Here is a 13,881-nt window from a genome sequence, read left to right on the forward strand (position 1 = left end):
GTTCGCTGGTGGCGCTCCACCGCGCCGTCGAGGCGTTGGAGGGCGGGCACTGCGGGACGGTGATCGCGGGCGGCGTCAGCCTGATGCTCTCGCCGACGGGCTTCGCGGCCCTGGAGCAGGCGGGGATGCTCAGCGAGGACGGCGTGGGCCGCGCGTTCGACAGGGCGGCGAGCGGATACGTGCGCGGCGAGGGTGTGGGAGCCGTGGTGCTCAAGCGCCTCAGCGACGCGCTGGCGGCGGGCAACCCGATCCACGCCGTGGTGCGCGGCACCGCCGTCAACCACGGAGGGCGCGCCAACTCGCTCACTGCGCCCAACCCCCGGGCGCAGGCGGACGTCATCGTCGACGCGCACCTGAAGGCCGCGGTCGACCCGCGCACCATCGGCTACGTGGAGGCCCACGGCACCGGGACCGTCATCGGCGACCCGGCCGAAGTGAACGGCCTGCGGCAGGCGTTCGACAGGCTCTACGAGCACTGGGGCCACCCGACGCCGCAGGAGCCGCACTGCGCGCTCACCGCGCTCAAGAACGCGATCGGCCACCTGGAGCCGGCCGCCGGGATCGCCGCGTTCCTGCGCGGTCTGCTGGCGCTCCGCCACCGGCGCGTCCCGGGGAACGCGAACGTACGGGAGCTCAACGGCTATCTGCGGCTGGAGGGTTCGCCGTTCCACGTGCCCTTCGAGAGCCGGCCGTGGGCCGACCGGCGGGACGCGGAAGGGCGGGAACTGCCCCGCCGCCTCGGAATCAGTTCGTTCGGCTACGGAGGAGTGAACGCCCACGTGGTGCTGGAAGAGTACGCGGGCGCCGACCCGGCGGCCGAGCCCGAGCCGGTGGTCTTCGCTCTCTCGGCGAGGGACCCCGAACGCCTGCGTGCGTACGCGAAGTCCTTCGTCTCCGCGCCCGCCTCGCCCGTCGGCCGGTCCGTCCCCGGCGCTTGGGCGAGCGATCCGGTGCGCACCGCCTACACCCTCCAGGTCGGACGGCCCGCGCTCGCCGAGCGGCTCGCACTGGTCGCCCGCGACGGCGAGGAGATCCGCGGCCGGCTGCGCGACTGGCTGGCGGGCCGCGGCGACGGGGTGCTGACGGGCCGTGTCGCACGCGGAAGCACGCCGCCGCAACTCCCGGAGGACGAGGCGAACCTGCACGCGGTCGCCGCCGCATGGGTGCGCGGCGCGACCGTCGACTGGCCGGCGCTCTACCGCACGGTGCCGGGCCGCCGCTCGCTGCCCACCTACCCGTTCGCCGAGGAGCGCCACTGGTTCGCGGCGCGGGAGCCCGCGGCGGGGGACGCACCTCCCGCCGTCGAGGCCGTCCCCGACGATCTCCTGCTCTTCGAGACCGAGTGGCGGCAGGCACCGAGCCCGCCCCCCGCTGCCGCACCTTTCGACGGCACCACCCTCGTCCTCTCGGAGGACGGCGCTCCCGCGCTCCGTCTGCCGGGGACGACCGTGACGGTGCGTCCGGGCCCCGCCTTCGCCGACCTCGGCGAGGACACGTACGCGCTCCACCCCGACCGCCCGGAGGAGTACGCCGGGCTGGTCGCGGCGCTGAGCGCGCGCGGGCAGCGGGTCGGCCGCATCGTCCACCTCCGCGCGTTCTCGCCCGACGGCGCGGAGCACCGCTCCCGCTACGGTCCCGAACCGCTCTTCCTCCTGCTCAAGGCCGTCACCTCGGTCGACGCCGCGGCGCTCGAACGGGTCCAGGTCGCCACCGGCGCGCACGAGGACCCGGCGCTCGCCGAGGCGTGGGCCGGCTTCGCCGGCTCGCTCGCCGCCATCGCCCCGGGCACGGAGTTCTCCGTGATCCGCTTCGCCGGCCCCTGCGAGGAGAGCGCGCTGCGGGCCGAACTCACCGCGGACCGGCTGGATGCGGCCGTCGTCCGGTACGAGGGGACCGTCCGCCGTACCCAGCACCAGCGCGAGCGGCGGGCGGCGGAGCGGGGCACGGGAGCCGGGCCGGTGCTGAGGGAGCACGGCGTCTATCTGATCACCGGCGGCATGGGAGGTCTCGGGCAGCTTCTCGCGCGTTCCCTGGCAGCCGGGCAGCGCGGGAGGCTGGCCCTGCTCGGACGCTCCCCGCTCGACGACGCGGGCCGGGCCCGACTCGGCGAACTGCGCGACCTCGGCGCCGAGGTCGCCTACTACCAGGCGGACGTCGCCGACGCCGCGCGGATGGCGGAAGTGGTCGACGCGGTCGTCTCCGAGTGGGGAACGCTCAACGGCGTCTTCCACCTGGCGGGCACCGTCAGCGGGCGACCGCTCCCCGAGAAGGACCTCAACGAGCTGCGCGCCCGACTGCGGCCCAGGATCGACGGCACCCGGGTGCTCGACGAGGCCACCGGCGGCCAACCGCTCGATCTCTTCGTCCTGTACTCCTCGTCCTCGGGCCACTTGGGCGACTTCGGCCTCGTCGACTACGCCTTCGGCGCCCGCTACCTCGACGGCTTCGCCGAGGCACGCGAGGCGTCCCGCGCGGAGGGGCTGCGCAGGGGGCGGACGGTGGCCGTCGACTGGCCGATGTGGCGGGACGGCGGGATGCACGTCGACCCGGACGACGAGAAGCGCTACTTCGCCTCGACCGGCTTCCGCTTCCTGGAGACCGAAGAGGCCGAGCGCGTGCTGGAGTTGGCGCTCGGCGCGGGGACCGGCCGACTGCTGGTGGTCCCCGGCGACCCGGAACGCGTACGCGCACACGTGCGTGCCTCCGAGGCCGGCACCCGGCGTGCGGGGTCCTCGGGCGAGCGGGCGCCGGAGCCGGCCGCCGCGGACGCGGAGCCGGCCGGTGCGGCGCTGCGGGCCACGGTCGTCGAAGAACTGCGGCGCATCCTCACCGATCTGCTCGAAGTGCCGGCCGCGGCACTGGAGACCGACGCGGCTTTCGGCGAGTACGGACTCGACTCGTTCGGTATCAAGGCGCTGTCGCAACGCCTCGACGACCGCTACGGGATCGACCTCCCGACCACCGCTCTCTTCGCGGCCAACACGCTGGGCAAGCTTGCCGACCGTCTCGTGGCCGACCACGCGGACGAACTGCGCACCGTGCACGCCCCGGCGGCCGAGGAGCAGGCGCCCGAACGGGCCGCCGCCGCGCCGGCGCAGCGCCCCGCGGAAGCGCCGCCGGCCGAGCGCGGGAGCACGGCAGAGGAGCCGATCGCGGTGATCGGGATGAGCGGCCGCTTCCCCGGCTCACCGGATCTCGACGCCTTCTGGACCCACCTCGACGAGGGCCGCGACCTCATCGAGGAGGTACCGCCGGGCCGTTGGGACTGGCGGAAGTTGGCCGACCGCTTCCCCGGCACCCCGCGCTGGGGCGGCTTCCTCTCGGACGTCGACCGCTTCGACCCGCTGTTCTTCAAGATCTCCCCGCTCGAGGCCGAGGTGATGGACCCGCAGCACCGGCTCTTCCTCGAGGAGTCCTGGAAGGCGCTGGAGGACGCCGGCTGCCGCCCCGACTCGCTCGCGGGACGCCCGGTGTGCGTCTTCGTCGGCACGCAGTTCACCGACTACGAGTCGATGGTCCTCGGCTCGGGGGAGCCCAACGCCTACGCCGGAGCCGGGCTCGCCCGCACCATGCTCGCCAACCGGCTCTCCTACCTGCTCGATCTGCGGGGCCCGAGCGAGTCGGTCGACACCGCCTGCTCCAGCTCACTCGTCGCCCTGCACCGGGCCGTCCGCTCGCTCCGCTCCGGCGAGAGCGAACTCGCCCTGGCCGGGGGAGTGAGCCTCGTCCTCTCCCCCGAGACCACCGTGAGCGCGCACCAGCTCGGGGTCCTCGCGCCGGACGGCCGTTGCAAGACGATGGACAGCCGCGCCGACGGCTACGTCAAGGGCGAAGGCGTCGCCGCTCTCCTCCTCAAACCGCTCTCCCGCGCCCTCGCCGACGGCGACCGCGTGCACGGCGTGATCCGGGGGAGCGCGGTCAACCACGGTGGCCACGCCACCTCCCTCACCGCGCCCAACCCGGACGCGCAGGCCGATCTGCTGGTGGCCGCGTACCGGGACGCCGCGGTGCCCGTCGAGACCGTCTCGTACGTCGAAATGCACGGCACCGGGACCGAGTTGGGGGACCCGATCGAGGTGGACGCCGTCCGGCAGGCGTGGCGGCGCCTCTCGGGGGACGCCGCGGGGACCGGCCACGCGGCCGAGGTGGGGCTCGGCACCGTCAAGAGCAACATCGGGCACCTGGAGCCGGCGGCCGGGGTCGCAGGCGTCGTCAAGGTGCTGCTCGCGATGCGCAACAGGCGGCTGCCCGCCACTCTGCACGTCGAGGAGCTCAACCCGCTCGTCCAGGTCGACGGCACCCCCTTCGCTCCCGTCCTGGCGGCTCGCGACTGGCAGCCCCGCTCGGCCGACGGTGCGGCGCTGGTGCGCCGCGCCGGTGTGAGCTCCTTCGGATTCGGCGGCGTCAACGCCCATGTCGTACTCGAAGAGGCGCCCGAGCAACCCGGGTCGGAGGAGGAAGAGTCGCAGGGGCCGCACCTCTTCGTGCTCTCCGCGAGGAACACCGAGCGGCTGCGCGCGTACGCCGCCGAGACGGCCTCCTTTCTCGACCGCGAGCCGGCGGCTCCCCTCGCGGCGCTGGCCCGCACGAGTCGGACCGGCCGGACCCCGATGGCGGCGAGGCTCGCCGTTGTCGCGGAGGACACGGAGCAACTGCGGGACGCGCTGGGCGCGTTCGCCGCCTCGGGCTCGGTGGCCGAGGTCGAGGGGGCGAGTTTCGGCATGGTGGAGGGCCCGGCGTCCGGGCACGCGTGGACGGACGAGCGCGAGGGCCGCGAGTACGTGCGGCGGATGCTCCGGGAGCGGCGCGCCGAACGCCTCGCCGAACTCTGGGTCTCCGGCGTGGAGATCGACTGGTCCCAGGGCCCCGAGGCGCAGGCGCGGACGGCGTCGTTGCCGACCTACCCGTTCGCGCGCGAGCGGTACTGGCTCGGCGGCGCGGGCACCGCCGACCCGCCGCGGGCCGTGGAACCGGCGCCGGCGGAGCAGGTGTTGGCGAAGGTCTGGCGTGCCGAGGAGGCGAGCGGGGAGCCGGCCGGCGCCCTCGAAGCGGAGTCGGTCCTGGTGCTCGTGGACCCCGCCGGCGAGCGCCTGGCACGCGAGGCGTTCGGTGCCGAGGCGTCGATCGTCGTGCTGAGCGAAGAGGAGGACGCCGACCCCGAGGCGGGCAGCCGCCTCGCCGCACGCGTCCTCGCCGGGAAGCCGGTCGGCACCGTCTTCGACCTCGTCGACACCGTCGAGGAGGCGAGCGGCGAGGCGCCGGAGAGCTGGGCCCGGATCGTCCTCCTCCAGGAACTCCTCGCCCGCTTCCGGCGGACGGGCCTGTGCTACCTCCACCTCACCCGCGGCCTCGTCACCCACGAAGCCGAGCGGCCCACCCTGCGCGGCGCCGCGTTCGCCGGGCTCGTCCGCACGGTGCCCGCCGAGTACCGGGGAGTGCGGGCACGGACCGTGGACGTGGACGGTGCGGCGCTCACCCCGGAGCGGCTGCGCGCGGTCCTCGCCCGCGAACTCGCGGCGGACCCCGGCGACGCCGAGGTCTGCGTACGCCGCGGCGTACGCAACCTGCCGGTGCTGGAGCCGGTGCCCGACGGGCCGGCCGGCGCTGACTGGCGGCAGGGCCTCGGTGGCGCGCCGGTCGTGATCACCGGGGGGACCGGGGCTCTGGGCCGCGCCGTCGCCGCCGAGTTGATCGCGCACGGAGCCGACCGGCTGGTGCTCATAGGGCGGCGGGCGCTGCCCGAGCGGGAACGCTGGGAGGAGCTCCGCTCCGCGCCCGACACCGACCCCTCGCTGGCCGAGCGGGTGCGCGGGCTGCTCGCGCTGGAGCGTCCCGGCGTCGAAGTGCGGGTGCTGAGCGGCCCGTTGGACGACGGCGAGTGGCTGCGGCCGGCGCTGGAATCGGTGCGGGCCGAGTACGGTCCGATAGCCGGGGTCGTGCACTGTGCGGGGCTCGGCCGCAACGCCGATCCGGCGTTCGTCGGCAAGCGCGTCGCCGACATGCGGACGGTCCTCGCGCCCAAGGTCGCCGGAGTACGGGAGTTGAGCGCCGCGCTCGCCGACGACCCGCTGCGCTTCTTCGTGCTCTGCTCCTCGGTCTCCGGCGAGATCCCGGTGCTGGGCGCGGGGATCAGCGACTACGCCCTCGCCAACTCCTTCCTCGACAGGTTCGCCGAGTACCAGGCCGCGGTCGGCCGCGGCTGCTACCGCTCCTTGCAGTGGCCGAGCTGGCGCTCGATGGGCATGCCCGAGGTGACGACCGGCGCGTACCGGGAGTTGGGCCTGGAGACGCTCTCCACCGAGGCGGGGCTCGGACTGCTGCGCCGCGCGCTCGCCGTGCCGGACCGCCCGGTGCTGATGCCCTGCGTCACCGGCTCCGAAGCGGGCGGCCCCGAGCGGTGGTTGAAGCTGCCGACCCCGGCCGGTACCGAACCCGCCGCCCAGCCGCCGGCGCGGCTCGCCGGGGTGCGACCGGCGGACGGCCCCGCGGGCGCTCCCGGTGAGGAGGACGCGCTGCTCTCCCGGCTGGCCGGTGTCTTCGCCGCGCAGCTTCGGTTGCCGGAGAGCCAGGTGGGCGCCGAGACGCAGTTCGCCGACCTCGGCGTCGACTCGATCATGATCGCCCAGTTGCTGGTGGGCGTGGAGCGCGAGTTGGGCGTCACCGTGGAGCCCTCCGCCTTCCTGGAGCACCCCACTCTCGCTCGGCTCGCCGCGCACCTGCGGGAGCTGGGCGCCACGGCCGAGCAGCCCGACCCGGACGCACCGGCACGTACCTCCGACACCCCCACCGCGGACGCGCACGCCGACGCACCCGCCGCCCCGCACGCTCCGGCGCACGCCCCCGGCTCGGGAAAGATCGCCGTGATCGGTCTCGCCTGCCACTTCCCCGGCGCACCCGACCACGAGACGTTCTGGCGGAACCTCGCCGGCGGCACCGACTCCGTGACCGAGGTGCCCCGCGCACGCTGGGACGTCGACCGCCACTACGCCGAACACCGGGAACCGGGCCGCAGTATCAGCAAGTGGGGCGGATTCCTCCCGGACATCGAGGAGTTCGACCCGGCCTTCTTCCGCATCTCGGAGGAGGAGGCGCCGCTGGTCGATCCGCTGGTGCGGCAGTTCCTGGAGGTCGCGGTGGAGTGCCTGCACGATGCCGGCATCGACCACGAGAAGGTGGCCGGCCGGCGGATCGGGGTGTTCGCCGGGTCCCGGACGTCCAACTTCGGCTCGTACCACGCGGGTTCGGGCGGAAGCATCAGCGGTATGGCGCAGAACTTCATCGCCGCCCAGGTCTCCCACTTCCTCAACGTGCGCGGCCCCGCCATGGTCGTCGACTCGGCGTGCTCGTCCTCGCTGCTGAGCGTCCACCTGGCGGCGCAGAGCCTGCGCGCGGGCGAGTGCGAGACGGCGCTCGCCGGCGGTGTCGAAATCCTCCTCGACCAGGTGCCGTTCGTCGGCATGAGCGAGGGCCGCGCGCTGTCGCCCACCGGTCGCTGCCGCACGTTCGACGAGCGGGCCGACGGCATCGTGCTCGGCGAGGGAGCGGGGATGCTGCTGCTCAAGCGGCTGGAGGACGCCGTACGCGACGGTGACCCGGTGTGGGCCGTCATCGACGGCAGCGCCGTCAACAACGACGGCCGCACGATGGGCATCACCACGCCCAACCCCGAGGCGCAGCGCGAGGTGATCTCCGACGCGCTGCGGGCCGCGGGGGTGAGCGCCCGGGAGGTGTCGTACGTGGAGGCGCACGGCACCGGCACCATGATCGGCGACCCCATGGAGCTGCGGGCGCTGACCGACGTCTTCCGCGAGACGACCGACGAGACCGGCTTCTGCGGAGTGGGCAGCGTCAAGACCAACGTGGGGCACCTGCTGAGCGCGGCGGGCATCGCCGGGCTGATCAAGGTCGTGCTCTCGCTCCGGCACGGTCAGCTCCCGCCCACCCTGCACTGCGAGCGCACCAACCCCCGCTTCCGGTTCGACACTTCGCCGTTCTTCCCCGTCCGCCGGCTCGGGGAGTGGCGGGCGAGGGGCGGTACGCGCCGGGCGGGCGTGAGCTCGTTCGGCTTCGGGGGCACCAACGCGCACCTGCTCGTGAGCGAGCCCGACCCCGCGCTGCTCGCCGGCCGCCCCGCTCCCAGGGCCCCGCTGGAGCCGCCCCGCTACCGGCGCTCCAGGTACTGGTTCCCGGCGGCCGGAACACCCGGCGAGCAACCCACTCCATTCCTCGAACTGCGCTTCTAGGGGCGAGACTTGAGCCACACACCACCGCCGCTCGACGGTCTGAAATGCACCGTTGTGGTACGTGCCGCCGATCCGGTGATGCGGGACCACACGGTGCACGGCACCAGCATCCTGCCCGGGGTCTCCTTCCTCGACCTCGTCTACCGCATCCTGCTGTCCAAGGGCGTGGAGACCGAGACGGCCGAACTGCGGCACATCCTCTTCCAGCAGGCGGTCGCCGCCGGCGAACGCTTCGACACCGAGCTGGAGTTCCGGTTCCTCGCCCGCGAGGACCACCACCGGATCGCCGTCCGGGCCGTCCCGCTGCCGCACGAGGGCGGACGCGGTACGCCGTTCGACGTCCTCGCCTGCGAACTCCACCTGGACGAGCCGTTCCCTTCGGACGCCCTCGACCTGGAAGCGCTCCGCCGCCGCGCCGGCCGCACGGTGGACATGGCGGAGCTGTACCGGACCGTGCGCCAAGCCGGCATCGTGCACGGCGACTTCATGCGGGGACGCGGCGAACTGCACGTCGCAGAAGACGAGTTGCTCGCCGAGCTGCGTCCCAGCCCCGAGGCGGCCGCGTACCTCGGCTACTTCCACCTCCACCCGGCCTGCCTCGACGCCGCCACCCTGCTCCCCTCGCACTTCGCCGAGGCGTACACGGGCCGGTTCGGCGAACTCGCCGCCGGCGAAGGCAAGCCCTACATCCCCCTGCACATCGATTCCTTCCGCGCCCGCGGCCCGATCGGCCACGACAACCTGGTCCGTGCCACGCCGCCCAGGTACGAAGGGCACGGGGCCGATCTCAACGTCTGCGACCTCGACTTCTACGCGCCCGACGGCTCACGTGTGATGTGGCTGCACGGCCTGACGTCCAAGCGGGTACGCCAGGCCGACTCCCTCACCCGCCTCGCGGAAGCGGAGGCGCCGGGCCCCGCCGAGCCGACCCCGGCCCCCGTCCGCGCGCCCGAGCCGGACGCCGCTCCGGCGCGTGCCGGAGGCGTCCGGGCGCTGCGCGAGCTGATCGCCTCCCTGCTCGCGCCGCGGCTCGGCGTCGCCGCCGGCGCGGTCGACCAGGAGCGCGGTTTCTACGAACTGGGCCTGGAGTCCACCGCGTTGCTCGCGCTCGTCAAGGAGCTGGAGTCCGTCCTCGGCACGGAGCTGTACCCCACGCTCCTCTTCGAGTACAACACCGTCGCCGGCCTCGCCGCACACCTCGACGAGCGCGGGGCGGCCCCGTCCGCACCGCTTCCGTCCCGCCCGCCGGAGGACGCCCACGCGCCCGGCGCCTCCGACGGACGGGAGCCGGACCAGGACATCGTGTACCTGGCCGACGTCTGGGAGGAGGCGCCGCCCCGGCAAGAGGCCCCGGCCGCCCCGCGGCTGCACGTCGACCCGGACGGGAGCCTCTCCGCACCACCCGGCGGGTCCGCCACGGTGGCGTTCGGCAGCGAATTCGCCGAGGACGGCGCGGAGTTCCGGCTCGATCCCTCCTCGCCTGCGCACTGGCAGCGGCTCTTCGCACGGCTCGCCGCGCGCGAATCGCTGCCGGCCGAGATCGTCTGGTGCCCGGCCGCCGCGACCGTCGAGCGCGAGGACCAACACCGGGCGCTGCTCGCGGAGTTCACAGCGCTCCTGCACTGCGCGGCGGCCCTGGTGCGGCTGCCCGGCAGACGCGAGGTGCGCCTCGTCTACTGCCTGCACGCTCCCGACGGCACCGAGACCGCGCCGCTGGCGGCGCTGGGCGCGATGTTCAAGAGCCTCCGACGCGAACACCCCGGCTTCCGTGCGAAGTTGCTCGCGCTGGCGGAACCCGTCGCGCGCTCGGCCGCGTGGATCGAAGCCGAGGTGCGCGCCGAGGACGAGCACACCCAGGTGCGGATCGACGGCGGCGCCCCGCGAGCACGGCGTCTACCTCGTCACGGGCGGCCTCGGCGGCGCGGGCACCATCCTCGCCAGGTTCCTCGCCGAGCGGTACGCGGCACGGCTCGTGCTCTGCGGGCGCTCCCCCCTCGGCGACGTGCAGCAGCGCCTGCTCGACGAACTGTCGGACGCGGGCGCCGAGGTGCTCTACCGGCCCGCCGACGTCTCGCGGGCCGAGGACGTCGACGCACTGGTGTCCGCCGCCCGGCGCCGCTTCGGCCGCGTCGACGGCGTCGTCCACGCGGCGGGCGTCCTGCGGGACGGAATGGTGGACGGCAAGACCGCGGCCGACGCCGAGGCCGTCTTCGCGGCCAAGGTGGCAGGCACCCTGCACCTGGACGCCGCGACGCGCGGGGAGCCGCTGGACTTCTTCGTCGTCTGCTCCTCGACCGCGGCGAGTTGGGGCAGCGCCGGCCAGACCGACTACGCGTGCGCCAACGCCTTCCTCGACGCCTTCGCGCGCGACCGCGCCGAACGCGTCGCCGCGTCCGAGCGCCCCGGACACACGGTGTCGATCGCCTGGCCCGCCTGGCGCAACGCGGGGATGCGGCTCGACGAGTCCGCCCTCGCCGGCCTGCGCGCACTCGGAATGGAGCCGCTGGAGGACGGGACGGCGGCGGAGATCCTGCTGACCGCGCTCGCCGGAACGGCGGGACGCGTCATGCCTCTCGTCGGCCGGCGCGCGGAGCTCACGGCGGCAATCGGGCTCCCGGACGCGGGAGTCGAGGACGCGGCGCCCGACCGCGGACCGGGCCCGCCGGCGGTGACGGCCACCGACCGCACACCGGAGCCCGGCGGCGCGGACGAGGCCGGCCTCGGGGACGACGACACGATCGCCATCGTCGGCATCAGCGGCCGCTACCCGATGGCCGAGGACCTCGACCGCTTCTGGGAGAACCTCCGCGACGGGCGCGACTGCGTCGGCACCGTGCCCGCCGGACGGTGGGTCGAGCACGCACCGGAAGCGCACGGCGGATTCCTCGACGGCATCGACGAGTTCGACCCGCTCCTCTTCCACATCTCGCCCAACGAAGCCGCGCTGCTCGACCCGCAGGAGCGGCTGTTCCTCCAGACCGTCTGGCACACCTTCGAGGACTCCGGGCACGCCCCCGAGCGGTGGAAGGGGCGCCACGTCGGCGTCTACGTCGGCGTCATGTACAGCCAGTACCAGCTCTACGGCGTACGCGGTCCAGACGATCCGCCGGGGCCCGTCCCCTCGTCCTTCCATGCCGCCATCGCCAACCGGGCCTCGTACTTCTTCGGTCTCCACGGGCCGTCCATCGCGCTGGACACCATGTGCTCGTCCTCGCTCACCGCGATCCACCAGGCGTGCGAGAGCATCCTGCGGGACGAGTGCGAGGCCGCCGTGGCAGGCGGCGTCAACCTCACCGTGCATCCGGACAAGTACCGGCTGCTCGGCCAGTCCTCCTTCCTCTCGTCGGACGGACGCTGCCGGAGCTTCGGCGCCGGCGGCGACGGCTACGTGCCGGGCGAGGGGGTGGGCGCCGTGCTGTTGCGGCGCCTGCGCGACGCGCGGCGCGACGGCGACCAGGTGTACGGCCTCGTCCGCGGCCGCTCCCTCAACCACGGCGGGCGGACCGGCGGTTTCTCGGTGCCCGACCCGCAGGCCCAGGCGAAGCTGATGGTCGACGCCTTCCGGCGCTCGGGCACCGATCCGGCGACGCTCGGCTACATCGAGGCGCACGGCACGGGCACCTCGCTCGGCGACCCGATCGAAATCGCCGGCTTGGAGAAGGCGTTCGCGCACTCCGGCCCGGGGGAGCGCGCGGGGCGCGTACCCGTGGGCTCGGTGAAGTCCAACGTGGGACATCTGGAGTCCGCAGCCGGCATCGCCGCCGTCACCAAGGTCGTCCTCCAGCTCCGCCACCGGGAGCTGGTCCCCTCGCTCCACGCCGAGCGGCTCAACCCGGGGATCGACTGGGAGGGTTCGCCGTTCCACGTACAGCGCGAGCGCGCCGAGTGGCGCCCCCGGCAGGAGGGCGTGCCGCTGCGGGCGGGCGTCAGCTCCTTCGGCGCCGGCGGCGCCAACGCGTTCCTCGTCCTGGAGGAGCCGCCGGCACCGCGGGAGCGGCGGCGACGCGCTCCGGTGGACGGGGAGCGCCTGTACGTCCTCTCCGCGAAGAACGAGGACCGCCTGCGCGCCCTGGCGCGCCGCACGGCCGACTTCCTCGACCGCCGCCCGGAGGCGGCACCCTCCCGCGCGGGGGAGTTGGGGGAGCTGCTCGCCCGCGTCCTGCGGGACCTGCCGGGCGGCGTGGCGGCCGCCTCCCCGGGCGAACCGTTCGCCGAACTCGGCCTCGGCTACCCGGAACTCGCCATGTTCCGGCAGCGCCTGGAGGCCGAGCTGGGCTACGAGATGCCGCCCCACCTCGTCGACGGCGAGACGACGCTCACCTCGCTCACCCGGCGCCTCTCCGAGCCCGGCGGCCGCCCGGGCGGACCCGCGCTCGACGCCGACGCGCTGGCCTTCACCCTCCAGCAGGGACGCGACGCCATGGACCAGCGGTTGGCCGTGCTCGCCTCCGGCCCCGCCCAGCTCGCCGAGCGCCTCCGCGCCCACCTCGACGGCGCTCCGGCACCCGGCGTCCACCACGGGCGGCGGGACCGCTCGGCACCGCACCCCACGCCGGACGAACTCGGCGCCGCCGTCGCACGACGCGACCTGGAAGCGCTCGCCCGCGCCTGGGTCGGCGGCGCCGACGTCGATTTCGGGCCGCTGTACGACGGACCGGGGCCGGGACGGATATCGCTCCCCGGCTACCCCTTCGAGCGCACCCGCTGCTGGATCGCCCCCCGCCCGGGACTCCGCGGCGGTGCGCCCGACGCACGGGACGGGCTGCTCGGGCCGGGAGCCGAACTCCCGGACGGCGGGCGCCTCTTCACCGCCGTACTCGACATGTCCGAGCACCGTTGGGCGGCCGGGCACGAGGTCGCCGGCACGGTGCTGCTGCCCGGCACCGCCTTCGTCGGACTGCTCGCGCAGGCCGGCGCGCGGCTCGGCTGCCCCCGCGTGGCCGAGCTGACGCTCGCGGCCCCGCTGCCGCTCCCCGCGGAGGGGAACGTCCGGCTGAGTATCACGGTCGCACCACCGGACGCCGCGGGCCGGCGCCCGGCCACCGTCCACGCGCGGCGGGGCGAGGAGGCCGACGGCGGGCCCTCCGCGCACCACGCCTCGGCGGAGCTCGCAGAGGACGTCGCCGACGAGCCTGCCGCCACCGCCCCATGGCCGCCCGGGACGGCGGAGCGCGTCGAAGTGGACGGCCTGTACGGGCGGTTGGCGGCGGCCGGGATGGCGTACGGGCACGCGTTCCGCGGGGTGCGCGCCGTGTGGCGGGACGGTGCGGAGCTCTGCGCCGAGGTCGAGCTGCCCGAGGGCGCCGCCGAGGCCCCCGGCTTCGGGCTCCACCCGGCGCTGCTGGACGCCGCGTTGCACCCGGTGGCTCTCGGCGGATTCCTCACGGAGCCCGGCAGCGCGTACCTCCCCTTCGCCTGGAGCGGCGTCAGCCTCCGGGACGGCGCCTTCGACGGCGGCCCGGTCCGGGTCCGGATGCGGGCGGTCGGTCGGGACACCGTCTCGCTGCGGCTCACCGACGGCGCGGGCACGCCCGTCGCGTCCGTCGACTCCCTCGCCCTGCGCCCGGCGCCCGCGGCAGGGGAGACGGCGCCCGACGGGCTCTACCGGCTCGACTGGACCGAGTGCCCGGCAGCCGCC

Annotated in this window: 2 protein-coding genes and 1 pseudogene; all 3 read left to right on the plus strand. The window is 74.8% G+C overall.

Features of this window, described 5'->3' with window-relative positions; translation table 11 throughout:
* Window positions 1-8 precede the first annotated feature (8 nt).
* Window positions 9-8,243, plus strand: a complete 8,235-nt coding sequence (locus UWG_RS0123585) for an SDR family NAD(P)-dependent oxidoreductase (protein WP_237720262.1) — start codon at window positions 9-11, stop codon at window positions 8,241-8,243.
* 78 nt (window positions 8,244-8,321) lie between these two features.
* Window positions 8,322-9,983, plus strand: a pseudogene (locus UWG_RS34145) (polyketide synthase dehydratase domain-containing protein); the annotation flags it as partial.
* 28 nt (window positions 9,984-10,011) lie between these two features.
* Window positions 10,012-13,881: SDR family NAD(P)-dependent oxidoreductase (locus tag UWG_RS33165; protein WP_016909665.1), on the plus strand; the 3,870-nt coding region annotated here is incomplete at its 3' end.

This window comes from Streptomyces xiaopingdaonensis (assembly GCF_000262345.1).
In the GTDB taxonomy this organism is placed as follows: domain Bacteria; phylum Actinomycetota; class Actinomycetes; order Streptomycetales; family Streptomycetaceae; genus Streptomyces; species Streptomyces xiaopingdaonensis.